Source organism: Microbacterium sp. F01, assembly GCF_056156365.1.
The window spans coordinates 4,070,371-4,096,604 of record NZ_CM149592.1 but is presented as its reverse complement, the minus strand read 5'-3'; the positions used below and the strand labels follow the sequence as shown (position 1 = coordinate 4,096,604).

Below are 26,234 nucleotides of genomic sequence, written 5' to 3'. Positions count from 1 at the left end.
CGCTCGGCGGTTCCTCAGCCGTTGAGACCGAAGAGATCCAGCGGGTGCGTGAGGCGCCACCACGGCGACGGCTCGGTGATCTCCGCCGCGAGCGTCAGGTCGACGGTGGCGGTGTCGAGCGGTCCGGTCACGCTGAGAGAGCCGACGACATCGCCGGCGCCGCGGCTGTCGCCCAGGCTGTACGTGGTCGCCACCGTGCCGCTGCCGCCGTTCCAGAGGATGACCGACGCGTCGCCCGACGTGACGATGTCGACCTTGTCGCCCCACAGCGTATCGACCTGGCCGGCCACAGTGCTCGCCGTCACCGAGGGCTTGGGCTGCAGCTCCGCCTCCATCTGCGCGTACAGCGCGCGGGAGGCGGCGAGGCGTGCCTCGTCGTCCGGCTGTCCGAGCACCGAGGCGTAGAGGCGCACGGTCTTGTCGCCGATCGTGACGTCCTTGGCAGACAGCAGATTCCAGGCGTCGAGCGTTCCCGTCTTGAGCCCCACGACGCCCGGATCGGCGAGGAGGCCGTTCGTGTTCTCGACGTGTCCGGCGCCGGGGAGGTCGACGGACTGCTTCGCGACGATCTCGGCGATGACGGGGTGGGCCAGGGCCTTCTGCGCGAGCGTCACCAGGGCTTCGGGGCTCGCGGCGTTGCGCGGGTCCATGCCGGTGGGCTCGCGGACCGTGATCCCGGGGACGCCGTGCGCGGTCAGCCAGGCGTTGGCGGCGGAGGCGTACACGGCGTCGGACGGCCAGATGCCCTGCGCCAGGCGGTCGGCGTAGTTGTTCGCCGAGCCGATCAGCATGCCCTCGAGCATCTGGTACTCGGTGAGCGAGCCGCCCACCGGGACGTCGAGCGCGGACTCGCCGCCTGCGCGGTACTGCCAGTAGCGCGAGCGGTCGGCGGACGTGAAGCGGTACTCCGGCCCCTGCTCGCCGACGGCGAGCGGCATCTCCTCGAGCACGACCAGCGCGGTCACGAGCTTGGTGATGCTCGCGATGGCGGCGGGGTCGGCCGTGGAGGCCAGCGTTCCCGGGATGCCGGCGACGGCCTCGGCGGCGCTTCCCTGACCCGGCCATGCGGGCGCCGCGGCGGGCGCCGCGATCGGCTGCACCTCCATCGCTGTCACGGTGGGCGCGACCGCGTGCAGCGGCCACAGCAGGGTCGTCGCCGCGTACGCGCCGACCACGGCCGCGATCGCAAGCGTGGGCACCACGACGGCGGCGCGGAACGGGGAGCGTCGCGGGGCGTCGGAGAGGAGATCGGCGTCGACCGCCACGTACGGTGTCGCCGCGGCCGACAGGTCGGCCGGTGCTGCGCCGTGTTCGACGACGGTTTCGTCGACCCAGGCCAGCGCGGTGCGACTGCCGGCGACGGTGGGGGCGGCGGTGAGGTCGACGTCGGACGGGTCGACCGGGTCCGTCGGGTTCCACGTCGCGACCGTGGGCACATCGGCGACGGGCACGGTCGCGATCGTCGGCGCGACAGCGGTCACGTCCACCGGAGCTGTGCTCGTCGGCGGGTAGACGGTGTCTGTCTCACCCGTCTGGATCGTGAGGATGCCGCCGTCCGGGGCATCGTCGGACGCCGGCGTCGAGACGGCACCGGTCTGCACGCGTCGCGCGCGACGCGTGGGTGCCGGGGTGTCGTCCGATGTCACCCACCCAAAATACCCGCTGAAGCGGCGGTATACTCGTCGCCACAACCACGGGAGTCCGGTGAGCCGGGCTGAGAGGAAGCGACCCACGCTTCGACCGTCGAACCTGATCCGGATCATGCCGGCGCAGGGAGGAGCTCATATGCACGCGTCCACGTCCGCATCCACCCCCCTCGCGGACCACTCGCAGCCCCCGCGCAGCCTCCGCTGGCGGGTCGTCGACATCGTCGTCGCGGCCGTGCTCGGTGTCGCGATCGGCCTCGTCTTCTGGCTCTGGAACACCGTCGGCGGCACCTGGTTCGTCGCGATGGACGGCCTCACCCCCGGCCTCGGCGGCATCGCCGTCGGCATCTGGCTCATCGGCGGCGTGATCGGCGGCCTCGTCATCCGCAAGCCCGGTGCGGCACTGCTGGTCGAGGTGATCGCCGCGCTGGTCTCGATGCTCATCGGCAACGTGTGGGGCGTCTCGACGCTCTTCTCGGGCCTCGTACAGGGCCTCGGCGCGGAACTCGTCTTCGCGATCTTCCTCTACCGTCGCTTCACGCTGCCCGTCGCGATGCTCGCCGGTGTCGGCGCCGCGGTCGGCGCCTGGGTGTTCGAGCTGTTCTACGGCAGCTCGCCGAACATCCTCAAGACCCTCGAGTTCAACGTCATCTACCTGGTGTCGCTGGCGGTCTCGGGCGCCCTTCTCGCGGGCGTCGTCGGCTGGTTCGCCGTGCGCGGGCTCGCCGCTACCGGCGCCCTCAACCGCTTCGCGGTCGGACGCGAAGCGCGCCGCGAGGTCTGACGTGAGGGCGACCCACCCGGCACGCATCACGGCGGCGGGCTGGGGCTGGCGCTACGGCGGGCGGCGGGCGCCAGCCGTCCACGACGTCTCGTTCACGATCGAGCCCGGTCAGCGCGTGCTCCTGCTCGGAGCATCGGGCGCGGGCAAGTCCACGCTCCTCGCCGGGATGGCGGGCCTCCTCGGCGGCGCCGACGAGGGCGACGAGACCGGCTCGCTCCTCATCGACGGCGAGCGGGCCGAAGCCCACCGCGGCCGCGTCGGGCTCGTGCTGCAGGACCCCGACGCCGGCGTTGTGCTGTCGAAGGTCGGCGACGACGTGGCGTTCGGCTGCGAGAACCTCGGCGTTCCGGCATCCGAGATCCCCTCCCGCGTGGCCGAGGCACTCGACGCCGTCGGGCTCGATGTGCCCCTCGCCCGTGCGACGAAGGCGCTCTCGGGCGGGCAGAAGCAGCGGCTCTCGCTCGCCGGCGTGCTCGCGATGCGGCCCGGCGTGCTGCTGCTCGACGAGCCCACCGCCAACCTCGACCCGGACGGCGTCCGCGAGGTGCGCGACGCCGTCGAGCGCGCGGTCCGCGAGACCGGCGCGACCCTCGTCGTGATCGAGCACCGCACAGCGGTGTGGGCCGACCTCATGGACCGCGTCATCGTGGTCGGCGCCGACGGCGGGCTCCTCGCCGACGGCACGCCGGCCGACGTGTTCGCGCGCCACGGCGCCGCGCTCGCCGCCGCGGGGGTGTGGGTGCCGGGCCGCCCGGTCGACCTGCCCGTGCTCGCGGCAGCGCCGGCCGACGCGCCGGCGGCGGTGGCGGCATCCGCTCTCTCGATCTCCCGTGACAGCCGCTCGATCGTGCGCGCGGGGCTCGACCTCGCCGTCCCACGGGCCGCGGCGACCGTGATCACCGGGCCCAACGGCGCCGGCAAGTCGACGCTCGCGCTGACGCTCGCGGGGCTGCTCCCTGAGGCGGCGGGCCGCGTCGAGGCGGCCCCGGAGCTGGCCGGCCGCTCGGGCCGCCGGCCCTCGAGGTGGACGTCGCGCGAGCTGCTCACACGCATCGGCACCGTGTTCCAGGAGCCCGAGCACCAATTCCTCGCGTCGACGGTGCGGGGCGAGCTGGGTATCGGGCCGCGGTCGCGCGGCGTCGACCCGGCCGCCGTCGACCAGATCGTCGACGAGCTGCTCGAGCGGCTGCATCTCGCGCCGCTCGCCGCCGCGAACCCGTTCACGCTGTCGGGCGGACAGAAGCGCCGGCTCTCGGTCGCGACCGTGCTCGCCGACGCGCCGCCGGTGATCGTGCTCGACGAGCCGACCTTCGGTCAGGACCGCCGCGGCTGGATCGAGCTCGTGCAGCTGCTGCAGTCCGAGATCGCCGCAGGCACGACGGTCGTCGCCGTGACCCACGACGAGGACGTGCTGCACCACCTCGGCGGCCACCGCATCGAGCTCGGCGCACCCCAGCACGCGGGGGTGGGATCGTGACCGCCGTCGACGCGCGCGCCGCCGACGTCGAGGCCGCGCCGCGGGCGTGGCTCGACGGTGTCAACCCCGTCACCAAGGTCGCGCTGGCCCTGTTGCTGTCGGTGCCGCTCTTCGCTTCGATCGACGCCACCAGCGCCCTCGTGGCGATCGTGCTCCAGCTCGCCTGCATCCCACTGACCGGCTTGGCGATCGTGACGGTGCTGAAACGGATGCTGCCCATCCTGGTCTTCGCGCCGGTCGCGGGTGTGAGCATGCTGCTGTACGCGGAGCCGGGTGGCACGGTCTACTGGTCGTTCTGGTACGCGACGATCAGCGACGACTCGATCGCCCTGGCCGTCGCGGTGTGCCTGCGCGTGGTCGCGCTCGCGCTGCCGACGATCCTGCTCTTCGGCCGCACGGATCCCACCGAACTCGCCGACGCGCTGGCACAGGTCGCGAAGCTGCCCTCGCGGTTCGTGCTCGGCGTGCTCGCGGGCACCCGCACGCTGGGGCTCTTCCTCGACGACTGGCGCAGCATGAGCCTCGCCCGTCGCGCGCGCGGCGTCGGCGACTCGGGCGCGATCCGCCGGTTCTTCTCGATGGCGTTCGTGCTGCTCGTGTTCGCGGTGCGCCGCGGCACCAAGCTCGCGATGGCGATGGAGGCGCGCGGCTTCGGCTCCGGCATCCCGCGCACGTGGGCGCGGCCGTCGCGCCTGCACCCGCGTGATGCCGTCGCGCTGCTGGGCGGCATCGCGATCATGGCGCTCGCGATCGGCGCCGCGGTGGCGGCGGGCACCTTCCGGTTCGTCTGGTCCTGAGCGCGCGAGGCCCGGGTCAGCCGCCGGCGACGAGGCGCTCGTAGCCGGGCTGCAGCGCGGGGAAGTAGTCGTCCCACTTCACGGTGGCGACGTCGACCCCGGCCTGCGCCGCCACCAGCCGATCGAGGTAGTACTCCCAGCCGGGGCCGATCGAGCCGACCTCGTCCTCGGGGTTCAGTCGCTGCCCGAACGTGAGCACGGTGTCGCCGTGCTCCTCCTGCGCCAGCTCGAACCACACGTGCCACGCACCGGACCCTGCCGAGGTGTCGCCGGCGAAACGCCGGGGGCGATCGCACTCGAGGATCGTGTACTCCTCACCCGCAGCATCCAGATCCTCCGCCGTCATGAAGAACGTGACGTGCCCGCTTGCCGGATCGCCCTCCCAGCGGCCGATCCAGCGCTCGAGCCGCGCGGAGTCGGTGAGCTCGCGCCACACCTCGTCGGCAGTCGCGTGGAAGCGCCGCAGGATCACGAGGTTCGGCTTGCCGTCGATGTCGCACACGTTGCCGGTGATGTCGGTCATGTCGCGTTCCACAGCTCTCGGTAGTACGACAGGCGCTCGCGATCCGGGTCGATCCCGTACGCCTCGATGAGGGCGTCCTCCCATCCCTCGCCATAGTTCCACGCCGTCGACATCGACGCCACGGCGATGTCCGCCCAGCGGTCGGCGACGCCCAGCGCGCCGAGGTCCACGTGTCCGCTCCACCGGCCGTCGTCGCCGATCAGCGTGTTGGGGCAGCACGCGTCGCCGTGGCACACGACGAGCCGGTCGACCGGCGGTGCATCGAGGAATGCTTCGGGAACACGGATGCCGCGTCCCGCCGCGTTCGCGATCCGCCCGGGCACGCCCCAGTCGAAGGGGCACTCGTCGACCGGCAGGGCGTCGTGCAGTGCGCGCAGACCCCGGCCGACCGCGCGGACAGCGGTGGCGGGATCCGTGATCCATCGCGGGTCCACCGCCGACAGGCCCGGGAGAGCGGCCGTCACCATCCATTCGTGGCTCCCGTCGCCCCCGGCCTCGAGCACCCGCGGCACTGCGGTGTACGCGGCCGCCCAGCCCAGCCGCTCCGCCTCGCCCGCGAACGACGTCTCGGCGTTGCGGGGCCCGTACTTGAGGTACCGGCCGTCGTCGGTGCGGAAGGTGAGGCCGCCGAGTTCGTTGGCCCAGACCGGGGTGAGCTCCGCGCCGCGCGCGAGCCGCGCGACGGTCTCAGGGACCGCGACCTCGTCGACCGGAATCGTCACCCGCCCATCCTCTCGTGCGTCGGCGCGGCGCGAAGTCCGGACTTCGCAGGGTTGTGGTCGCCGGATGGACGCGTTTCCTGGACGGGCTCCTCCCGATCGGGGTCGCGCCTACCTGCGAAGTCCGGACTTCGCAGGGTTGTGGTCGCCGGGTGGATGCGGTTCCTGGACCGCACCACGGGCGGGGCCAGCGGGACTCGTCTGCCCCGGCGGGCACCACCGGCGTGGTGGGATGGGGGCATGCCCACCACGCGCGCCACCCGCCGCCGAGGACCCCTCACGGCGCTCGAGGGCGAAGAGCCGGCGGTCGCGATCGGCGACACCGCGGCGCGGCACGTGCGGCTCTCGCCCGACGGGCTCTCGCGCCACATCGGTGAGCCCCGGTCGCAGTTCGTGCCATGGACGCAGGTGCACTCGGTCGCGGTGGATCCGCCCGCGACCTGGTGGCCGTATCCCGCGGTCTCCGACATGGCGGCGGCGCTGCTCGGTGGCGTGGCCGGCGGCTTCGAAGCCGGCGAGGCGGCCGAGACGCCGACCTTCCTCGTCGTGATCACGACGCTCGACGGCCAGCGCCTGGAGTGGCGCGCCACTCAGCACTACCTCTCGGGCTATCGTCGCGGCGACGCGCAGGCGACGACGAGGCTGGTGGAGTACCTGACCGCGCGCGGCGAGGCGCGCCTGCTCCTCGCGCGGCCCGCCGAGCTGATCGACCGCATCACCGCCCTCACGCGCATCGGTCCGCAGTTCGGGCCGTGACGGCCCCGGCGCGCGCCCGTTAGCCTGGTCCCGCGGCGCCGCCGGCTGGTGAGCGGTGGGACTGAGTCCCGCGTATGCTGATACGCGGTTCCGCAGAATCAGGACTTCGAAGGAGAATCCATGGACCTCACGGGCACCGCGGCGCTCGTCACCGGTGGCGCGAGCGGACTCGGCCTCGCCACGGCGCGGCGTCTGGCCGCCGCGGGCGCGACAGTCACGATCGTCGACCTGCCGGCCTCGGCGGGCGCCGACATCGCCGCAGAGCTCGGGGGATCGTTCGCGCCCGCCGACGTCACGAGCCCGGAACAGGTGGCTGCCGCAGTCGCCACGGCCGCAGCATCCGGCCCCCTGCGTGTCGTCGTGAACTGCGCCGGGATCGCCCCGCCAGCCAAGGTGCTCGACCGCGAGGGCAACCCGTCGCCGCTCGAGGGCTTCGAGCGGATCGTCCGCGTGAACCTCGTCGGCACCTACAACGTCATCTCACAGGCGTCCGCCGCCATCGCGAAGACCGAGCCCACCCCCGACGGTGACCGCGGCGTCATCGTGAACACAGCGAGCGTCGCCGCGTTCGACGGCCAGATCGGGCAGCCCGCGTACTCGGCGTCGAAGGGCGGCGTTCACGCCATGACCCTGCCGATCGCCCGCGAGCTCGCGCGCTACGGCATCCGCGTCGTGACGATCGCCCCCGGCATCATGGAGACCCCCATGCTGATGGGCCTGCCGCAGGCCGCACAGGACTCGCTCGGCGAGCAGGTGCCGTACCCGCAGCGCCTCGGAAAGCCCGACGAGTACGCGCGCCTGGTCATGTCGATCGTCGACAACGGCTACCTCAACGGCGAGACCATCCGCCTCGACGGCGCCATTCGCATGGCATCGAAGTAAGGAGAAACGTGAGCGACTCGATCCTCGTCACCCGCGACGGCGCCCTCGCGCGCGTGACCTTCAACCGGCCGGCGTTCCTCAACGCGATGGGCTTCGAGATGGGTGCCCGCTGGCGCGACGTCGCGCACGAGCTCACGTCCGACGCGTCGGTGGGGGCCATCATCCTGGATGCTGCGGGCCCGGCCTTCTGCGCCGGCGGCGACGTGCTCGAGATGGCGACGTCGGGCGCCTCGGGTGCCGACGTCACCGAAGCCGCGCACACGATCCACGACGGCATCCGGACGTTCGTCGAGTCGGACAAGCCGATCGTCGCCGCGGTCCAGGGCGCCGTCGCGGGAGGCGGGCTCGGACTGATGCTCACCGCCGACTACATCGTCGCGTCGGAGCACTCCAAGTTCGTCAGCAAGTACGCGAACATCGGGCTCACCCCCGACCTCGGGGTCTCGACGCTGCTGCCGGCCGCGGTCGGCCAGCGCCGCGCGCTGCAGCTCCTGCTGCAGGACCTCACCATCGACGCCCCGACGGCGCTCGACTGGGGGCTGGTGACCGAGGTCGTCCCGGCCGCGGAGGTCGCCTCGCGCGCCGAGGCGGTGGCGCGGTTCTGGCTCGACAACGCGACAGGCGCGTTCGGGCAGGCCAAGCGCCTCGTCCGCACCGGCGCCGGGCGCCCGTTCGACGAGAACCTCGACGACGAGGCGCGCTCGATCGGCGCCCGCTTCGACACCGACGAGGCGAAAGCCCGCGTCGCGGCCTTCGCCGCGGCATCCGCCAAATCCCGATCCTGACTTCCTGACCCGAGGAGACCCCGATGAGCGACAAGCTTCTCGCCGGCAAGACCATCCTGATGTCGGGCGGCAGCCGCGGCATCGGCCTCGCGATCGCGCTGCGCGCGGCGCGCGACGGAGCCAACATCGCGCTGCTCGCCAAGACCGACACGCCCCACCCCAAACTGGAGGGGACCGTGCACTCGGCGGCCGAAGAGATCCGCGCGGCCGGAGGCAACGCGCTGCCGATCGTCGGCGACGTGCGCAACGACGACGACGTCACCGAGGCCGTGCTGAAGACCGAGGGCGAGTTCGGCGGCATCGACATCGTCGTGAACAACGCCTCGGTCATCGATCTGTCGCGCTCGCTCGACCTCGACGCCAAGAAGTACGACCTCATGCAGGACGTCAACGTGCGCGGCACGTTCATGCTCTCGCGCGCCGCGGTGCCGATCCTGAAGGATGCTGCGAACCCGCACATCCTCTCGCTCTCGCCGCCGCTCAACCTGTCGCCGAAATGGCTCGGCGGCCACACCGGGTACACGCTCGCCAAGTACGGGATGACGATGGCGACGCTGGGGATCGCCGCGGAGTTCGCAGAGGCGGGCATCGCCGCGAACACCCTGTGGCCGCGCACCACCATCGCGACCGCCGCCGTGCAGTTCGCCCTGGGCGGCGACCGCATGATGAAGGTCAGCCGCACGCCGGAGATCTACGCCGACGCCGCATACGAGATCTTCACGAAGCCCGCGCGCGAGTACACCGGCCAGACGCTCATCGTCGAGGACGTGCTCGAGGCCGCCGGCGTGACCGACTTCTCGGGCTACGCCGCGGTTCCCGGCACCCCGGATTCGGCGCTGTTCCCCGACATCTTCCTGGACTGACGTGCCCCGCGGATCCCCGGTCTCGCCGAGTCCGGGGATTCGCCGTCGAACCGGGGACGTCGCCCTCGGTCTCGGCGAGGATCCCCTGTCTCGTGGAGGCACGGCGGCGTAGCGTGGGGCTCATGGCGGTGCGGAGCCTGTTCCCGATCCTGCTGACCCGCGAACTTCCCGAGCTCGTGAGGTTCTACGAGCGAGCGCTCGGCGGGACCGTGGACTACCGGTTCCCCGACGAGCACGGCGCCGACGCCTACGTGTCGCTGAAGATCGACGGGGTCTCCCTCGGGATCGGCCGTGACGAGGACGCGCTGCCGCCCGGTGTGGGCGAGCGGGTCGGGCTGTGGTTCTACGTCGACGACGTCGACCGTGCCTACGCGGCCTGGGTGGCTGCCGGCGGCCACCCGATCCAGGCGCCCGCCGACATGCCGTGGGGCGAGCGTGTCGCGCAGGTGCGCGACCCCGCCGGCAATCTCGTGAACCTCGGCGCCGAGGCCCCCGCAGCCGAGAGCTGACCGGCCCGGCGCGCGGCTGCGACGCCGGCGCCGCAGCATCCGTCCCCCTCCGCGCCTTCGGCATGCACGCCGAAGGCGCCGTCGGCGACGGTGCTCGACGGCGTTCGCGAGGATGATTCTCAAAAAGTGAGAATCCGCTAAAACACTGGCGTGGTGACGTTACCAGTGTTAGCTTTCCTTCGGAATCAGAGGACGGCGTGCTCACCGGAGAGCGCAACGATGCGACGTCGCATCGCCGAGATCTTCCGGGAGTCTCTCTGTTCGATTCGTCGCGCGTCTCGACGTGCCGACGGCTGATCCGCCCACACGCTGCACGGCACCACGAGCGGTGTGTCGCCGCCGGGGCACCGCTTCGGCGTCACGGAATCCACGGAAGGATCTGCAATCCCATGAAGCGCTTCACGAAGCTGACCGCGGGAGCCCTCGTGCTCGCCGTGCCCCTCGCACTGACCCTGACGTCCTGCAGCAGCTCGGGCGGCGGTTCCGGCGAGGGCGACGGCGACAACACGCTCACCGTCTGGACCTGGGACCCCGCGTTCAACATCTACGCGATGGAGGAGGCCGAGAAGGTCTACCAGGAGGACCACCCGGACTTCGAGCTCGAGATCGTCGAGGTGCCCTGGGACGACCTGCAGACGAAGCTGACCACGATCGCCCAGTCGCAGGCGTTCGGCGAGCTGCCCGACATCTTCCTCATGCAGAACAACGCATTCCAGAAGAACGGGCTGAACTACCCCGATCTGTTCTCGGACTTCACCGATTCCGACATCGACTTCTCGGAGTTCCCCAAGTCGGTGGTGGACTACTCGACCATCGACGACATCAACTACGGCGTTCCCTTCGACGCCGGCACCGCCATCACCGCCCTCCGCACCGACGTGCTCGAGGAGGCGGGCTACACCGTCGACGACTTCACCGACATCACGTGGGACGAGTACCTCACGATCGGCAAGGACGTGCTCGCCAAGACCGGGCAGCCGCTGCTGTCGGGCCAGGCCGGCTCCGCCGACATCCCGATGATGATGCTGCAGTCGGCCGGCGCCAGCCTGTTCGACGACGAGGGCAACCCCACGATCGTCGACAACGAGGCGCTCGAGACGGCCATCGACGTCTACACGCAGTTGGTCGAGGCAGGCGTGCTCGTCGAGGTGAACTCGTGGGACGAGTACATCGGCACGCTGGTGAACGGCACGGTCGGCGGCACGATCAACGGCGTGTGGATCGTCGGCTCGATCCAGACCGCCGAGGACCAGGACGGCAAGTGGGCCGTCACCAACCTCCCCAAGCTCGACGGCGTCTCGGGTGCGACGAACTACTCGGCCAACGGCGGCTCCTCGTGGGCGATCTCGTCCACCGCCGACGTCGACCTGGCGTCGGACTTCCTCGCCGCGACCTTCGCCGGCTCGACGGAGCTGTACGACACGATCCTGCCGAAGGCCGGCGCGGTCGCGAACTGGATCCCCGCGGGCGACAGCGACGTGTACAACGAGCCGATCGCGTTCTTCGGCGGCCAGCCGATCTTCGCCGACGTGGTGAAGTTCGGCCCCGAGGTGCCGTCGAACAACACTGGCGCGTACTACTACGAGGCCCGCGACGCGGTGAGCACGGCCATGACGCAGATCATGGGCGGCACCGACACGCAGACGGCTCTCGAAGAGGCGCAGGCCAACGTCGAGTTCGCGATGGAGTAACCACGTGAGACGGTCCGGCGGGGCGGTGAACCCCGCCCCGCCGGACCGGAACCGTGGCCCTGACCGCCCGAGGAAAGAGACGACGCCGTGGCCTCCGACGTGAAGACCCGCACCAAGACTCAGGGCAGGCGCAACCAGCCGCCGCCGCTCAACAACTACATCGGCGACCGCAAGCCGTGGCTGAACAACGCCCGCCGCCGCAGCCTCACCGGCTGGGGGTTCCTGCTTCCCGCCGCGCTGCTCATCCTCTTCATGAGCTTCATCCCGATGGCGCAGGCATTCGTCCTGTCGCTGCAGACGGGACGCGGCACGAGGCTCGAGTTCGCCGACCCGCTCTGGTACAACTACGAGCGCCTGCTGAACGACGACATCTTCCGCCTCACGCTGACGAACACGTTCATCTACCTGATCATCCAGGTGCCGATCATGCTGACGCTGGCGCTCGTGCTGGCGAACCTCCTGAACAACCCCAGGCTGCGGTTCAAGGCGCTGTGGCGCACGGCGATCTTCCTGCCCTGCGCGGTGTCGCTGGTGTCGTACTCGCTGGTGTTCCGCACCCTCTTCGCCAATGACGGGTTCGTGAACGACGCGCTGATGTCGCTCGGCGCCATCGGCAGTCCGATCAACTGGCTCGGGCAGCCCGAGACCGCCCGGCTCGTGATCATCCTGGGACTCCTCTGGCGCTGGACCGGCTACAACATGGTCTTCTATCTCGCAGCCCTGCAGAACATCGACCAGTCCAGCATCGAGGCCGCGCGCATGGACGGCGCGAACGGGTTCCAGACGTTCTGGTACGTCACCGTGCCGCAGCTGAAGCCCATGATCGTGCTCACGGCGATCCTGTCGATCAACGGGACGCTGCAGATGTTCGACGAGTCATGGGCGCTGACCCAGGGCGGACCCGCCCACCAGACCATGTCGATGGCGCACTACCTCTACGAGGTGTCGTTCCAGAAGAACCCCAACTTCGGCTACGCCGCGGCGATCTCGTACGTGATCCTCATGCTCGTCGCCATCCTCTCGTTCATCCAGATGAAGATCGGTGACAAGCGTGATTAACAAGCTCCGCAGCCTTCCCGGATACGCCCTGCTGGCGATCTGGGCCCCGTTCTCCGTCTTCCCGCTCTACTTCATGGCCGTATCGGCCACGAACACCAGCAAGGACGTGCTCTCTTCACGGATGCTCCCGGGCACCGCTCTCTTCGAGAACATCGCCGTGCTCTTCTCGACGCAGGATGTCGTGGGCGCGATGACGAACTCGTTCCTCATCGCTGTGGGCACGACGATCCTCGCGCTGACGGTGTGCTCGATCGCCGGCTACGGCTTCGAGGTCTATCACTCCAAGGGCAAGGACGCCGTCATGGCGATCCTGCTGCTCGCGATGATGATCCCGTTCGCCGCGACGATGATCCCGCTGTTCCAGCTGTTCGCCCGGGTCGGGATGGTGAACTCGCTGTGGGCGGTGGTCATCCCGATGATCTCGACGCCGTTCCTCATCCTGCTGTTCCGACAGGCGTCTCGCTCGTTCCCGCACGAGATCATCGAGGCGGCGCGCATCGACGGGCTGAGCGAGCTGTCGATCTTCGCGCGGATCTACGTCCCGACGATGAAGTCGACCTTCGCGGCCGCCGCCGTCATCACGTTCATGATGGCGTGGAACAACTTCCTGTGGCCGAAGGTGATCCTCGTCAACAACAGCGTGCTGACGATGCCGATGCTCACCGCGAACATCAGCGCCGGGTACGTGACCGACTACGGCGTGCTGATGCTCGCCGTGCTGCTGTCGTCGCTGCCGACGATGATCGTGTTCTTCCTCCTGCAGCGGCAGTTCGCGCAGGGCATCACGGGGGCGGTCAAGTGACTCTCGACATCATCGACATCCAGGCTGAGAATCTCGGAGAGGAGAGCGCGATGTTCGACGCCACCCGGATCGCCGATCCTCGGTTCGTGCAGGAGAACCGGCGGCCGGCCCACTCCGACCACCGGTGGTTCCGCACCGCGGCCGAGGCGGCCGGCGGCGTGAGCGGGTACGAGCAGTCGCTCAGCGGCCGCTGGAAGATCCACTACGCGAAGAACCCGTCGTCGGCCCCGACCGGTTTCTTCCATCCGGGATACGACTGCGAGAGCTGGGACGACATCCCGGTGCCCGCGCACATCCAGCTCCACGGCTATGACCGCCCGCAGTACGTCAACGTGCAGTACCCGTGGGACGGGGTCGAGCAGATCGAGCCGGGCGAGGTCCCCGAGCGCTACAACCCGGTCGCGTCGTACGTGAAGACCTTCGTCCTCGACCGGCCGGTCGAGGACGGCGAGACGGTGAGCATCAGCTTCCTGGGCGCCGAGAGCGCGATCGCGGTCTGGCTCAACGGGCGCTACCTCGGGTACGCCACCGACAGCTTCACGCCGTCGGAGTTCGATGTGACCGATGCGCTGGTCGAGGGGGAGAACAAGCTCGCCGCGCAGGTGTTCAAGTTCTCCAGCGGCTCGTGGCTCGAGGACCAGGACTTCTTCCGGTTCTCCGGCCTGTTCCGCGACGTGGTCGTCTACCGGCGTCCGGCCGCGCACGTCGAGGACCTCCGCGTCGACGTCGACCTCGCCGCAGACGGCACGATCGCCGACATCGGGCTTCGTGCCGATCTGCGAGGGCAGGGGAGCGTCACGGCCCGCCTCGCCGGGGTCGGCGACCTCGAGGATCGCGGCGACGGCGGCTTCAGCATCCGTCTCGAGAATCCGCGGCTGTGGAGCCCCGAGGATCCGTGGCTGTACGAGATCGAGCTCGAGGTGCGGGGAGCCGCGGGCGAAGTCGTCGAGGTCATCGTGCAGCACGTCGGCGTGCGCCGCTTCGCGATCGAGGACGGGCTGCTCAAGCTCAACGGGCGACGCGTGGTGTTCTTCGGTGTGAACCGGCACGAGTTCGGCCTGGCCGGGCGCGTGCAGACCGCGGCCGAGATCGAGGCGGATCTGCTCGCCCTCAAGGCCGTCGGCGTCAATGCCGTTCGCACCAGCCACTACCCCAACAGCACACCGTTCTACGAGCTCGCGGACCGGCACGGGCTCATGGTCATCGACGAGATGAACCTCGAGAGCCACGGTGTGTGGGATCGCGTCCGCAAGCTCGGCGCGCCGATCGAAGAGGCGGTCCCCGGCGACCGGCCGGAGTGGCTGCCCGCCCTCCTCGATCGCGCCGCGAGCATGTACGAGCGCGACAAGAACCACCCGAGCGTCGTGATGTGGTCGTGCGGCAACGAGTCGTTCGGCGGCACCGATCTGCGCGACGTCGCCGCGTGGTTCCGCGAGGTCGACAGCCGCCCGGTGCACTACGAGGGCGTGTTCTGGGATCCGCGCTACGAAGAGACCACCGACGTCGCGAGTCAGATGTACACGCCCGCCGCGGAGGTGGAGGAGTACCTGCGCCACCGCCGCGACAAGCCGTTCATCCTGTGCGAGTACGCCCACGCGATGGGCAACTCGTTCGGCGCCGTCGATGAGTACATCGAGCTGGCCTACCGTGAGCCGCTGTTCCAGGGCGGGTTCATCTGGGACTTCGCCGACCAGGCGATCGCCCTGACGGACCGGTACGGCAAGGAGTATTACGGCTACGGCGGCGACTTCGGCGACGCCCCGAACGACGCCGAGTTCTGCGGCAACGGCATCTTCTTCACCGACCACTCGCCGACGCCCAAGCTCCAGGAGGTCGCCTACCTCTACCAGGGCTTCAAGATCCGCATCGACGACGACGGCTTCACGGTGCACAACCGCCTCCTGTCGACGTCGAGCGCCGCGTACCGCTGCGTCGTGACACTGTCTCGCGAGGGACGGATGCTGCGCACCGAAGAGGTCGACACCGACATCGTCGCCGGCGACACCGGTCGCGTCGCCCTTCCGCTCGCGGTTCCCTCCGAGCCCGGGGAGTACGCGATCGACGTGTCGTTCCGCCTGCGGGCGGCGACGGCGTGGGCCCCGGAGGGCCACGAGATCGCGTACGAGCAGCGGGTCGTCCGGGTCGGAGCACCCCCCGCGCGGGTCACGGCGCCGGCGCCCGAGCTCATCCGCGGCGCGCACAACATCGGGGTGCGCGGTCCCGGATTCAGCGCGCTGTTCTCGACGCTCTACGGCGGGCTCACCTCCTACCGCTGCGGCATGACGTCGGACGGCGGGCGGGAGCTTCTCAAGGGAATGCCGCGGCCGCACTTCTGGCACGCTCCGACGTCGAACGAGCGAGGGTGGGAGGCGCCCTTCGAGGACGGCCAGTGGCTGCTCGCCAGCCGCTACGGGCGCGTGCGCGATCCGCTCACCCGCACGCGGGTCGAGCAGGACGACACCGCGGTGACGGTGACGTACGAGTACGAGCTGCCCACCCGGCCGGCGACGACGTGCGACGTGTCGTACCGCGTCGACGGCTCCGGCCGCGTCGAGGTGTCGCAGACCCTGCACCTGGTCGAGGGCCTGCCGAGCCTGCCCGAGTTCGGGATGCTGCTCGCCACGCTGCCGGAGTTCCGCCGGCTGCGCTGGTACGGCGACGGGCCCGAGGAGTGCTACGTCGACCGCCGCGGTGGGGCACGCCTCGGCGTGTACGATCGCGACGTGACGACGGAGCTCACCTCCTATCTGCGTCCGCAGGAGGCGGGAAGCCGCACCGGCGTGCGGTGGGCCGAGGTCACCGACGGCAGGGGAGCCGGCCTCCGCGTCGAATCCGCCGGGGGCATGGAGTTCTCGGCACTGCCGTGGACGCCCGACGAAGTGGAGAACGCCCTGCACCACACCGAGCTGCCGCCGATCCACCGCACCGTGCTGCGGCCGGCGCTCATGCGGCGCGGCGTGGGCGGCGACGACGCGTGGGGTGCGCGCACCCTGGCGAAGTACCACCTCCCCACCACCGGCGACCTCGTGTTCGACTTCGCATTCCGAGGGATCTGAGAGTGCAGGAGCGCCGCACCTCGCTGCGGGACGTGGCCCAGGCCGTCGGCGTTTCGGTGCAGACGGTCTCGCGCGTCGCGAACGGCGAGCCCAATGTGGCGCCCGAGAAGCGCGAGCTGGTCCTCGCCAAGATGCGCGAGCTGGGCTACCGGCCCAATGCGGCGGCGCGGGCGATCCGGCGGGGGTCGTTCCGCACGGTCGGCGTCGTGTACCACAGCCTCCATTCCGTGGGCACGCACCGCTCGCTCGAGGAGATCTCCGAGCGGGCCGCCGAGAGCGGCTACGCGACGACGCTCATGCCGTTGGCCGCCTCCTCCGGGCAGGCGGCCAACGGCGCGTTCACGCGGCTGGGCGAGATGGCGGTCGACGTCCTCATCGTCATCCTCCCGGCCCCGTTCGGCGTCGACGAGGCGCTGCAGCTTCCCGAAGGAGTGCCGGCGGTGATCCTCGGTCCGCCGCTCGTGGAGGGCGTCGCGACCGTCGATTTCGATCAGCTCGTCGGCGCGCGCCAGGCCGTGGGCTACCTGCTCGACCTCGGCCACCAGACGGTGCACCACATCACCGGACCTCCGGGGTCGTTCTCCGCAGGATCCCGGCTCGACGCCTGGCGGGACGTGCTGACCCACGAGGGTCGTGCGATTCCCGCGACCCGGCCCGGCGACTGGAGCCCGCGCTCGGGTTACCGGGCGATGCAGCAGCTGCTCGCCGAGGAGCGCCCCACCGCCGTCTTCGCGGCGAACGACCAGATGGCCCTCGGCGCCTACCGCGCGATCATCGAGGCGGGCCTCCGGATCCCGGAGGACGTCTCCGTCCTCGGATTCGACGACATCGACGAAGCCGAGATGTTCGCACCGCCGCTCACGACCGTCCGCCAGGACTGGGGGCTGCTCGGCCGCGAGTCGCTGCGCGTCGCGCTCGAGATGGAGGGCGGCGCACCGCCCGAGAACGTCGACCTGGCGACCGAGCTGGTGCTGCGCGCCTCCACGGCGCCGCCGATCCCCGGCTGAGCGGGCTGCGTCAGATCAGCCCGAGGCGGCGGAACGCGTTCGCGATCCCGTCGTCGAGCACGTCCGTCGTGACGAAATCGGCGAGCTCCTTGAGCTCGGGCCGGGCGTTGCCCATCGCGACCGAGACCCCGCACACCTGGAACATCTCGATGTCGTTCCAGCTGTCGCCGACCGCGACCGCGTCGGCCGCGTCAATGCCGAGGTGCGCCAGCAGCAGCTCGATCGCCGAGCCCTTCGTCGTCTCGCGCTCGCTGATCTCGCCGTTCGAGCCGCCGGGCAGCGGCATGCTCCCCGGCACGATGAGGAACTCGTCGCCGAGGTCGGCGCGCAGTTCGTCGAGGCCTTCCGGGTGGTCGCTCACGAAGACGGCCTTGTCGATGCGGGTGAGGTCCGCCTCGTCGACGCTGGGGAACGTGCGCTGCGCGAGGCCGACGAGCGAGTCCTCGGGCCGTACCCGCTCGCCCGCCGCTTCTCGCGCCTCGAGCGCAGCCGCGTAGTCGCGCATGAGCTCGGCCATGTCGTCCGACGCGTAGACCGCATCGCGGGTCTGCAGGAAGTAACGGATGCCGCGGCTTCGCAGCGCCGTCAGCATGCGGTCCGTCGCCGCCGGCGACAGCGGGCGGTCGAGGACCACCTCACCGTTCGAGACGACGAGTGCGCCCGAGTTGGTGACGGCGCCGTCGAAGCCGATGTCGGCGACGTTCGGATGGATGTCGGAGGCCGACCTGCCGGTGCTCAGGTAGACCAGGTGTCCGGCTTCCCGCACCGCGCGGATGGCCCGGCCGGTCGACGGCGCCACGTGCGAGCCGTGCTCGAGGATCGTGCCGTCGACGTCGAGGAAGATGATGCGCCGGCGATCCGGGCGGGGCTGGGCTGCAGCATCCATCGTCATCAGTGCTTGTTCCCGGTGAAGAGCAGGATGCCGCCGAGGCCGATCATGAGGCCGCCTCCGGTGGCCGACAGTGTGGAGATGCGCCTCGGGGAGCGCCCGAACCACTCGCGCGCGCCGGCCGCGATGAGCGCCCAGATGCCGTCGGAGATGAGCGCGATGACGAAGAACACGAGTCCGAGCTCGACCATCTGCAGTGGCACCATGCCGGCGCTCAGATTGACGAACTGGGGGAGCACCGCGACGAAGAAGGCGATCGTCTTCGGGTTCGTGATGCCGACGACGAACCCCTCGCCGAGCTGACGCCACGCCGAGCGGGGCAGCGCCCCGCCATTCGCCTCCGCGGCGGCCCGGTGACGGTGGCGTATCGCCTGCACGCCGAGGTACATGAGGTACAGCGCTCCGGCGACCTTGACGATCGTGAACAGCACGACCGACTGCGCCACGATGCCGCCGACGCCGATCGCGACGAGGCCGATGATCGGCAGCAGTCCGAGCGCGTTGCCGAGAACGCTGAGCAGCCCGCCGATGCGGCCGAGGGCGAGCGCGCGCCCGATCGTGAACAGCACGCTCGGACCCGGGATCACGATCAGGACGAGGGCGGCGAGCGTGAAGGCGAGAAGGTTCTCGACGGGGACCACAGGCCGAGCCTAGTCCGGGCGGGAGGTTCGGCCTGTGTCCAGACGTCTCCGCGTACCCTTGACGCATGACCGATTCGCCTGTTCGCACGACCAAACCGAGGCAGGTGCGTCCGGCGACCGAGGGATGGACGCAGAAGAAGGATGCCGAGGGTCGTCCCCTCCTCCAGTTCGCGAGTCCGAAGCGCGGCAAGCCGCCCGTGCACATGGCGGACTTCACCCCCGAGCAGCGCGTCGAGAAGGTCAAGGAGCTGGGGCTCCCCGGCTTCCGCGCGAAGCAGCTCGAGAAGCACTACTTCCAGCACTGGACCCACAATCCGGCCGACATGACCGACCTCCCCGCCGACGGGCGCGAGGAGTTCGTGCACGGCATGCTGCCGGCGCTCCTCACCGAGGTGCGCCGCCTCGAGACCGACCGCGGCGACACCATCAAGTTCCTGTGGAAGCTGCACGACGGCGCGCTCGTCGAGTCGGTGCTCATGCGCTACCCCGGCCGCATCACGCTGTGCGTCTCGTCGCAGGCGGGCTGCGGCATGAACTGCCCGTTCTGCGCGACCGGCCAGGCCGGACTCACGCGCAACATGTCGGCTGCCGAGATCGTCGAGCAGGTCGTCCGGGCCAACCGCCTGATCGCCGACGGCGGCCTCGGCGGCAAGAAGAAAGATGACCACTCCGCCGAGCGGGTGTCGAACATCGTCTTCATGGGCATGGGTGAGCCGCTCGCCAACTACGCGCGCGTCATGCAGGCCGTGCGCGTGATGACCGACAAGCAGCACGGCCTCGGCATGAGCGCGCGGGGCATCACGGTCTCGACCGTCGGCCTCGTGCCGGCGATCACGAAGCTCGCCGCCGAGGACATCCCCGTGACCTTCGCCCTCTCGCTGCACGCGCCCGACGACAAGCTGCGCGACGAGCTCATCCCCGTGAACTCGCGCTGGAAGGTCGATGAGGCGCTCGACGCCGCGCGTGCCTACTTCGACAAGACCGGCCGCCGTGTCTCGATCGAGTACGCCCTCATCAAGGACATGAACGACCACGGCTGGCGCGCCGACCTCCTCGCCGAGAAGCTCAACGCCCGGGGCCGCGGCTGGGTGCACGTGAACCCCATCCCGCTGAACCCGACGCCCGGCTCGATCTGGACCGCGTCCGAGGTCGCCGTGCAGAACGAGTTCGTCCGCCGTCTCAACGACGCCGGCATCCCGACCACCCTCCGCGACACCCGCGGCAAGGAGATCGACGGCGCCTGCGGCCAGCTCGTCGCCACCGAGGAGGACGAGGCGGTCGCCGCCGTCACCCCGCTGGAGGACTGACCGGTCCGGGAAACGCACCCGTCCGCGAAACGCACCCGTCCGGCCCTCGGAACCTGCGAAGTCCGGACTTCGCAGGCGCCGAGGCGCAGTGCTGATCCGGGTCGGTCCGGGAAACGCTGCGTCCCGACCTCCGGATCGTGCGAAGTCCGGACTTCGCACGCGGCGAGGGCGGGTGACGGATGCTGCGGCGCGCGGCACCCGTGCTCTCACGCGGCTCTAATACACCTGGTCCACAGGTTGCCCGCTCTAGGGTGTGCGGATGTCTTCTTACTCTGCGCACCGGCCGGGCCGGTTCGGCTCCGACGGCCGGATCGAGTTCGAGACAGACGGCGAAGAGGCGGAGGATCTGTACCTCGACGACGTGCGCGCGCAGCAGGCCGCGGGTGAGCCGACCGACGCCGACGGCCCAGAGGATCCGTTCCCCGAGACCCGGGACCTGCTCGACGACGCGCTGGCGATGAACCCGACCCAGCCGGTCGCGGTGAGCGAGCCGGTCGTGGTGGAGCCGGCGACGATCGGCGAGTGGGGCGCGATCGACGAGCCGCGGGTCGACGAACCCGATGTCGACGAAGAGCCGGAGGCGGCAGCATCCGTTCCTCCCGTCCGCGCGAAGCGGGCGAAGCGCCCGCGTCGGGAGCGGACCTCGGGCTGGCGCAAGCTCGCGATCCTCGGCGGTGCCGACGGGTCGGTGCTCGACGAGGTGCCGACCGAGACGCCGCGCTTCGTGCAGATGTTCTTCGTGATCGCCGGCACGGCGCTGATCTCGGCGATCTCGATGTACTTCGCGCTCACGACCGGCGTGCGGATCGTCGTGTGGGGAGCGCTGCCGCTCGCGATCGTGTGGGCGCTCATCATCTTCAACCTCGACCGGTTCCTCACCTCGACGATGCGTTCCTCGCAGAGCATCGGGCGGCTGATCGCGCTCGCGATCCCTCGCGTCATCATGGCCGCGGTGATCGGCATCGTCGTGGCCGAGCCGCTCGTGCTGCAGATCTTCCACAACGACATCGCGCGCGAGGTCAACGCCACGAACATCACCCAGGCGCAGACCGATCAGGACGCCGTCACCGCCGGGCCGGAGAAGCAGGCGCTGGATGCCGCGAGCGAGCGTGTCGCGGCACTCGAGAGCCAGGCGGCCAGCGGAGTGGTGGCGGGCGCCGACACGACGTCGGCGTCGGCGGCCTCGGCCCAGCAGACCGTGGACGACCTCACCGCGAAGCTCGCCGCGCAGCAGCAGGTCATCGACCAGGCACGCGCGATCTACCAGTGCGAGCTCACCGGTCAGGGTGCGGGCGACGTGCCTGGCTGCAGCGGCGTCGCGGGCGAGGGTGCCAGCTCGGATGCCGCGGAGGCGCAGCTCGCGGCCGCCCAGTCGGCGTACGACGACCTGAACTCGCAGCTGACGGCCGCGCAGGCCGACCTCGCCGCCGCGCAAGCGGCGGGCACGGCTGACGCGAGCGCCTCGGAAGAGGTGAACAAGCAGCAGGCCGAGGACGAGCTGCCGGGCGCGCGCGAGCAGTACCAGGCCGCGCTCGCCGCCTACGACGCCCGTGCGGCGGAGATCGCGAGCGGCAACTCCGGCGCGGTGGGCCTCTTGAGCCAGATCAGCGGGCTCGAGCGTCTGTCGGAACGCGAGCCCATGCTCGCGTGGGCGCACTGGCTGATCGCCGGGCTGTTCTTCATGATCGAGCTGCTGCCGGTGCTCGTGAAGGTGCTCACGAGCTGGGGCGAGCCCTCCCTCTACGAGAAGGCCGACGCGCTGCGCCGCCAGGTCGCCCTCGACCGCGTCACGGCGCGCAGCTGGCGCGAGCGGGCCGACATCGCCCAGGGCGGGCAGGCCTAGCCGCAGCATCCGTCCTCCGAAGCCGAGAATCGCGAGAGGGTGGGTATCCGCACGCCACGGTGTGCGGAAACCTACCCTCTCGCGATTCCGGGTGCGGGTGGGAGCGGTCTCGAACTTCGCGATATATCGTGTTAGAGTGACCGCGGGTCGCCGCTGGGAGGCACCCACGTCCCCCGTTCCGCCCTCAGTGAACGGGACTGCCGCGATGTCGGCGGCCCGTGCGAAGGTGGGTCGGCACCCTCACATCCGCAGAGGCGGAGCCTTGCCATGGCTTCGCCGAGTCCGGGAGAACCCTCGTGCTGGCAAAACTCCTCGTCCGATACCTCAAACCGTATGGCTGGCTCCTGCTCGGCGTGCTGCTGTTCCAATCAGCCTCCGCCGTCGCCTCGCTGTACCTGCCCAGCCTGAACGCCGACATCATCGACAACGGCGTCTCGAAGGGCGACACCGACTACATCTGGCGCACCGGCGTCGTCATGCTGACGGTGTCGCTGGGTCAGATCGTCGCGTCCATCATCGCGACCTACTTCGCCGCGCGCGCCGCGATGAGTCTCGGTCGCGACATCCGCGACGACATCTTCGAGCGCGTCTCGGGCTTCTCCGAGCGCGAAGTCACCGGCTTCGGCGCCGGCTCGCTCATCACCCGCAACACCAACGACGTGCAGCAGGTGCAGATGCTCGCGATGATGGGGGCGACGTTCCTCGTCACCGCGCCGCTGCTCGCGATCGGCGGCGTCGTGCTCGCGATCGAGCAGGCCGCCAGCCTCGCGTGGATCCTCGCGGTCGCCGTGCCGGTGCTGCTCCTGGTCGCCGGTCTGCTCATCGCCCGCATGGTGCCGCTGTTCCGCAGCTACCAGGGCAAGCTCGACGGCGTGAACCGCGTGATGCGCGAGCAGCTCACGGGCATCCGCGTCATCCGCGCGTTCGTCCGCGAGCCCATCGAAGAGGAGCGCTTCCGGGAGGCCAACACCGACATCATGGTCGTCGGCCGCAAGGTCGGGTCGCTGTTCGTGGTGCTGTTCCCGGCGGTCATGCTGATCCTCAACGTCACCGTGATCGGCGTGATCTGGTTCGGCGGCATGCAGGTCGACAGCGGCGAGATCCAGATCGGCACGCTCTTCGCGTTCATGCAGTACGCGATGATCATCCTCTCGGGCGTCATGATGGCGAGCTTCATGACGCTGATGATCCCGCGCGCCGCCGTGTCGGCCGAGCGCGTCGGGGAGGTGCTCGACACGCACTCGTCGCTGGAGCGTCCGTCCGACGCCGTCGGACGGTTCCCGACGCCCGGCACCGTCGCCTTCCGCGACGTCGCGTTCACCTATCCGGGCGCCGAGCACCCGATCCTGTCGGGCATCACCTTCCGCGCCGAGCCCGGTGAGACGGTCGCCGTCGTCGGCTCGACCGGTGCCGGCAAGACCACGCTGGTGTCGCTGATCCCTCGCCTGTTCGACGTCACCGACGGCGTCGTCGAGGTGGGCGGCGTCGACGTGCGGCGTGCCGACCTCGATGCGCTGTGGAGCACGATCGGGCTCGTTCCGCAGCGCCCGTTCCTGTTCTCGGGCACGATCGCGTCGAACCTGCGCTTCGGCCGCGAGGACGCGACGGATGCCGAGCTCTGGCGCGCGCTCGAGATCGCCCAGGCGAGCGACTTCGTGAGCCAGATGGACGCCGGACTCGACGCGCCGATCGCCCAGGGCGGCACCAACGTGTCGGGTGGGCAGCGGCAGCGGCTCGCGATCGCACGGGCCATCGTCCACCAGCCGAAGGTGCTCGTGTTCGACGACTCGTTCTCGGCGCTCGATCTCACCACCGACGCGCGACTGCGGCAGGCGCTGTGGCGGGAGCTTCCCGACGTCACCAAGATCGTCGTCGCCCAGCGTGTCTCGACGATCACCGACGCCGACCGCATCGTCGTCCTCGACGACGGCGGCATCGTGGGAATCGGCACGCACGAGCAGCTGCTCGAGATGAGCCAGACCTACCGCGAGATCGTCGAATCCCAGCTCGGAGCGGAGGTCGCCCGATGAGCGACGACAAGAACACCGAGAAGACGTCCCGCCGCCGCGTGCGCCAGGCCGTGGCCGAGCTGAGCGCCGAGGAGAAGGCCGAGATCGAGCTCGGCGAGCAGGCGCGCATCGCGGCCGACGACTGGAGCGGCGCCGTCGCGCCGGGCAAGGCCGCGCACTTCTGGCCCGCCTTCCGCCGGCTGATCGGACTGCTGCGTCCGAACGCCTGGGCGTTCGTCTTCGTGTCGATACTCGGCTCGATCGGCGTCGTCCTCGCGGTGCTGTCGCCCAAGGTGCTCGGCGAGGCGACCAACATCCTCTTCGAGGGCGTCGTGTCGTCGATGGCTCCCGCCGGCATGACCAAGGAGCAGGTCGTCGCGGGGCTAGAGGCCTCGGGGCAGCAGGACCTCGCCAACATCGTCTCGGCCATGGAGCACTTCGTGCCCGGCGCCGGCGTCGACTTCATGGCGCTCAGCCGCGTCCTGCTGATCGTGCTCGGGTTGTACTTCGCGTCGTCGTTGCTGATGTGGCTGCAGGGCTACGTCATCAACGTGATCATGGTGCGCGTCATGTGGCGCCTGCGCGAACAGGTGGAGGCGAAGATCAACCGCCTGCCGCTGCGCCACTTCGACCGCGTGCAGCGCGGCGAGCTGATCTCGCGCGTCACCAACGACATCGACAACATCACGCAGATGATGCAGCAGTCGCTGTCGCAGGCGCTCACCAGCGTGCTCACCGTCATCGGCGTGCTCATCATGATGCTGACCATCTCTTGGCAGCTGACGCTCGTGGTGCTGATCAGCTTCCCGCTCATGGGCGTGCTGTTCGGCGTCATCGGGCCGCGCTCGCAGAAGGCGTTCGGCATCCAGTGGCGCAAGGTCGGCCGCCTCAACGCGCGCGTCGAAGAGTCGTTCTCCGGCCACGCCCTGGTCAAGGTGTTCGGCCGCGAGCAGGCGTCGCGCGAGGCGTTCCGCGAGGAGAACGAGGAGCTCTACCAGGCCTCGTTCAAGGCGCAGTTCCTGTCGAACATCATGATGCCGGCGATGATGTTCATCGGGAACCTCACCTACGTGGGCATCGCGGTCTTCGGTGCGCTCATGGTCGCGGGTGGCCAGTTGCGCCTCGGCGACGTGCAGGCGTTCATCCAGTACTCGCAGCAGTTCACGCAGCCGCTGGCCGAGCTCGGCGGCATGGCCGCGGTCGTGCAGTCGGGCACCGCCTCGGCCGAGCGCGTGTTCGAGCTGCTCGACGAGCCCGAGCAGGAGCCCGACGCCGAAGACGCCCCGGCGCTCGTCGAGGGCGACGGCACGATCGAATTCCAGGACGTCGCGTTCTCGTACTCGCCCGACCGCCCGCTCATCCACGACCTGTCGTTCCGGGTCGAGCCCGGCCAGACTGTCGCGATCGTGGGCCCGACCGGCGCCGGCAAGACGACGCTCGTGAACCTGCTGATGCGCTTCTACGAGCTCGACGGCGGCCGCATCCTGCTCAACGGGCAGAACATCGCCGACCTCACGCGGCGCGACATCCGCGCTGAGACCGGCATGGTGCTGCAGGACCCGTGGCTGTTCGCCGGCACGATCCGCGAGAACATCCGCTACGGTCGCGCCGACGCCACCGACGACGAGATCCTCGCCGCCGCGAGGGCGACGTACGTCGACCGGTTCGTGCACTCGCTGCCCGACGGCTACGACACGCTCCTCGACGAGGACGCGTCGAACATCTCGGCCGGCGAGAAGCAGCTCATCACGATCGCGCGCGCGTTCGTGGCGCAGCCCTCGGTGCTGATCCTCGACGAGGCGACGAGCTCCGTCGACACCCGTACGGAGCTGCTGCTGCAGCACGCGATGGCCGCCCTCCGCGAGGGGCGCACATCGTTCGTGATCGCGCACCGTCTGTCGACCATCCGCGACGCCGACCTCATCCTCGTGATGGAGAACGGCGGGATCGTCGAGAAGGGCACGCACGACGAGCTCATCGCGGCCAAGGGCGCGTACTTCCGCCTGTACAACTCGCAGTTCGAGCAGGCCGCGGCCGATCTCGACGAAGAGGCCCGCGCGCTGGCCGTCGACGCGGAGTCCGGCGAGCGCGCCGAGGCCGCCGAGGACGACGCGATCGAGGACGAGACCGCACCGGTCGTCTGATCTCGTTGACGCTGCCCGCTCCGATGCACCCATCGGGGCGGGTAG

The 26,234-nt window shown here is 70.1% G+C and carries 22 protein-coding genes and 1 riboswitch; of the genes, 17 read left to right on the top strand and 5 right to left on the bottom strand.

What is annotated here, in order from left to right:
• Positions 1–14 precede the first annotated feature (14 nt).
• Positions 15–1,646 carry a D-alanyl-D-alanine carboxypeptidase family protein gene (locus ACVN90_RS18740; RefSeq protein WP_475099711.1) on the bottom strand — a complete coding sequence of 544 codons (1,632 nt, stop codon included), beginning with the start codon at positions 1,644–1,646 and terminating at the stop codon, positions 15–17.
• Between the two features lie 37 nt (positions 1,647–1,683).
• Positions 1,684–1,793, top strand: a riboswitch (TPP riboswitch).
• On the opposite strand from ACVN90_RS18740, the gene ACVN90_RS18735 reads away from it, so the two are divergent.
• From ACVN90_RS18735 to ACVN90_RS18725, 3 genes are all read left to right on the top strand, one after another.
• Positions 1,786–2,430, top strand: a complete 645-nt coding sequence (locus ACVN90_RS18735) for an ECF transporter S component (protein ID WP_475099710.1) — start codon at positions 1,786–1,788, stop codon at positions 2,428–2,430. It overlaps the preceding riboswitch by 8 nt.
• A 1-nt stretch (position 2,431) precedes the next feature.
• Positions 2,432–3,907 (top strand): ABC transporter ATP-binding protein, encoded by a 1,476-nt coding sequence (locus tag ACVN90_RS18730; protein WP_475099709.1) that lies wholly within the window; start codon positions 2,432–2,434, stop codon positions 3,905–3,907.
• Positions 3,904–4,704: an energy-coupling factor transporter transmembrane component T family protein gene (locus tag ACVN90_RS18725; RefSeq protein ID WP_475099708.1), complete on the top strand. Its 801-nt coding sequence runs from the start codon at positions 3,904–3,906 to the stop codon at positions 4,702–4,704. The genes ACVN90_RS18730 and ACVN90_RS18725 overlap by 4 nt, the downstream gene beginning before the upstream one ends.
• A 16-nt stretch (positions 4,705–4,720) precedes the next feature.
• Here ACVN90_RS18725 and ACVN90_RS18720 read toward each other — a convergent pair whose 3' ends face one another.
• Entirely contained in the window at positions 4,721–5,227 is a 507-nt protein-coding gene (locus ACVN90_RS18720; RefSeq protein WP_475099707.1) for an SRPBCC domain-containing protein, read from the bottom strand.
• Positions 5,224–5,949: a phosphotransferase gene (locus tag ACVN90_RS18715; RefSeq protein ID WP_475099706.1), complete on the bottom strand. Its 726-nt coding sequence runs from the start codon at positions 5,947–5,949 to the stop codon at positions 5,224–5,226. The genes ACVN90_RS18720 and ACVN90_RS18715 overlap by 4 nt, the downstream gene beginning before the upstream one ends.
• 237 nt (positions 5,950–6,186) lie before the next feature.
• Between ACVN90_RS18715 and ACVN90_RS18710 the strand changes: the two genes are divergently transcribed.
• The 10 genes from ACVN90_RS18710 to ACVN90_RS18665 all read left to right on the top strand — a co-directional run bounded on the left by ACVN90_RS18710 (position 6,187) and on the right by ACVN90_RS18665 (position 17,356).
• Positions 6,187–6,702, top strand: a complete 516-nt coding sequence (locus tag ACVN90_RS18710; protein ID WP_475099705.1) for a hypothetical protein — start codon at positions 6,187–6,189, stop codon at positions 6,700–6,702.
• Positions 6,703–6,822: 120 nt separating this feature from the next.
• Positions 6,823–7,584: an SDR family NAD(P)-dependent oxidoreductase gene (locus ACVN90_RS18705; protein WP_475099704.1), complete on the top strand. Its 762-nt coding sequence runs from the start codon at positions 6,823–6,825 to the stop codon at positions 7,582–7,584.
• 8 nt (positions 7,585–7,592) lie between these two features.
• Positions 7,593–8,369: an enoyl-CoA hydratase/isomerase family protein gene (locus ACVN90_RS18700; RefSeq protein WP_475099703.1), complete on the top strand. Its 777-nt coding sequence runs from the start codon at positions 7,593–7,595 to the stop codon at positions 8,367–8,369.
• A gap of 23 nt (positions 8,370–8,392) precedes the next feature.
• Complete coding sequence (locus ACVN90_RS18695; RefSeq protein ID WP_475099702.1) at positions 8,393–9,232, top strand: SDR family oxidoreductase; 840 nt, start codon at positions 8,393–8,395, stop codon at positions 9,230–9,232.
• A gap of 122 nt (positions 9,233–9,354) precedes the next feature.
• Entirely contained in the window at positions 9,355–9,741 is a 387-nt protein-coding gene (locus tag ACVN90_RS18690) for a VOC family protein (protein WP_475099701.1), read from the top strand.
• Positions 9,742–10,130: 389 nt separating this feature from the next.
• Entirely contained in the window at positions 10,131–11,432 is a 1,302-nt protein-coding gene (locus ACVN90_RS18685; RefSeq protein ID WP_475099700.1) for an ABC transporter substrate-binding protein, read from the top strand.
• Positions 11,433–11,519: 87 nt separating this feature from the next.
• A complete protein-coding gene (locus ACVN90_RS18680) occupies positions 11,520–12,491 on the top strand; it encodes a carbohydrate ABC transporter permease (protein WP_475099699.1) in 972 nt (323 codons plus the stop codon).
• A complete protein-coding gene (locus tag ACVN90_RS18675; protein WP_475099698.1) occupies positions 12,484–13,293 on the top strand; it encodes a carbohydrate ABC transporter permease in 810 nt (269 codons plus the stop codon). Before ACVN90_RS18680 ends, ACVN90_RS18675 begins: the two co-directional genes overlap by 8 nt.
• The gene (gene lacZ, locus ACVN90_RS18670) at positions 13,290–16,349 is read left to right on the top strand and encodes a beta-galactosidase, LacZ type (RefSeq protein WP_475099697.1); all 3,060 of its coding nucleotides are present in this window, start codon (positions 13,290–13,292) and stop codon (positions 16,347–16,349) included. The genes ACVN90_RS18675 and lacZ overlap by 4 nt, the downstream gene beginning before the upstream one ends.
• A 2-nt stretch (positions 16,350–16,351) precedes the next feature.
• Positions 16,352–17,356, top strand: coding sequence for a LacI family DNA-binding transcriptional regulator (locus ACVN90_RS18665; protein ID WP_475099696.1), 1,005 nt, complete (start codon positions 16,352–16,354; stop codon positions 17,354–17,356).
• A gap of 10 nt (positions 17,357–17,366) precedes the next feature.
• Here the strand turns inward: ACVN90_RS18665 and ACVN90_RS18660 are convergent, their stop codons facing one another.
• Positions 17,367–18,248 carry an HAD family hydrolase gene (locus ACVN90_RS18660; protein WP_475099695.1) on the bottom strand — a complete coding sequence of 294 codons (882 nt, stop codon included), beginning with the start codon at positions 18,246–18,248 and terminating at the stop codon, positions 17,367–17,369.
• On the bottom strand, positions 18,248–18,886 hold the full coding sequence (locus ACVN90_RS18655; protein ID WP_475099694.1) for a LysE family translocator: 639 nt from the start codon (positions 18,884–18,886) through the stop codon (positions 18,248–18,250). The genes ACVN90_RS18660 and ACVN90_RS18655 overlap by 1 nt, the downstream gene beginning before the upstream one ends.
• Positions 18,887–18,951: 65 nt before the next feature.
• On the opposite strand from ACVN90_RS18655, the gene rlmN reads away from it, so the two are divergent.
• The 4 genes from rlmN (at position 18,952) to ACVN90_RS18635 (ending at position 26,189) form a co-directional block, all read left to right on the top strand.
• Positions 18,952–20,193 (top strand): dual-specificity RNA methyltransferase RlmN, encoded by a 1,242-nt coding sequence (rlmN, locus tag ACVN90_RS18650; protein ID WP_475099693.1) that lies wholly within the window; start codon positions 18,952–18,954, stop codon positions 20,191–20,193.
• 259 nt (positions 20,194–20,452) lie between these two features.
• Complete coding sequence (locus ACVN90_RS18645) at positions 20,453–22,036, top strand: DUF4407 domain-containing protein (protein ID WP_475099692.1); 1,584 nt, start codon at positions 20,453–20,455, stop codon at positions 22,034–22,036.
• 296 nt (positions 22,037–22,332) lie between these two features.
• On the top strand, positions 22,333–24,066 hold the full coding sequence (locus ACVN90_RS18640; protein WP_475099691.1) for an ABC transporter ATP-binding protein: 1,734 nt from the start codon (positions 22,333–22,335) through the stop codon (positions 24,064–24,066).
• Positions 24,063–26,189, top strand: a complete 2,127-nt coding sequence (locus ACVN90_RS18635; protein WP_475099690.1) for an ABC transporter ATP-binding protein — start codon at positions 24,063–24,065, stop codon at positions 26,187–26,189. The genes ACVN90_RS18640 and ACVN90_RS18635 overlap by 4 nt, the downstream gene beginning before the upstream one ends.
• The last annotated feature ends 45 nt before the right edge of the window (positions 26,190–26,234 follow it).

Coding starts and splice junctions, on each gene's coding strand:
- ACVN90_RS18735 (WP_475099710.1), top strand. CDS start 1,786: ATGCACGCGTCCACGTCCGCATCCACCCCCCTCGCGGACCACTCGCAG.
- ACVN90_RS18720 (WP_475099707.1), bottom strand. CDS start 5,227: ATGACCGACATCACCGGCAACGTGTGCGACATCGACGGCAAGCCGAAC.
- ACVN90_RS18710 (WP_475099705.1), top strand. CDS start 6,187: ATGCCCACCACGCGCGCCACCCGCCGCCGAGGACCCCTCACGGCGCTC.
- ACVN90_RS18705 (WP_475099704.1), top strand. CDS start 6,823: ATGGACCTCACGGGCACCGCGGCGCTCGTCACCGGTGGCGCGAGCGGA.
- ACVN90_RS18695 (WP_475099702.1), top strand. CDS start 8,393: ATGAGCGACAAGCTTCTCGCCGGCAAGACCATCCTGATGTCGGGCGGC.
- ACVN90_RS18690 (WP_475099701.1), top strand. CDS start 9,355: ATGGCGGTGCGGAGCCTGTTCCCGATCCTGCTGACCCGCGAACTTCCC.
- ACVN90_RS18685 (WP_475099700.1), top strand. CDS start 10,131: ATGAAGCGCTTCACGAAGCTGACCGCGGGAGCCCTCGTGCTCGCCGTG.
- ACVN90_RS18660 (WP_475099695.1), bottom strand. CDS start 18,248: ATGACGATGGATGCTGCAGCCCAGCCCCGCCCGGATCGCCGGCGCATC.
- rlmN (WP_475099693.1), top strand. CDS start 18,952: ATGACCGATTCGCCTGTTCGCACGACCAAACCGAGGCAGGTGCGTCCG.
- ACVN90_RS18645 (WP_475099692.1), top strand. CDS start 20,453: ATGTCTTCTTACTCTGCGCACCGGCCGGGCCGGTTCGGCTCCGACGGC.
- ACVN90_RS18635 (WP_475099690.1), top strand. CDS start 24,063: ATGAGCGACGACAAGAACACCGAGAAGACGTCCCGCCGCCGCGTGCGC.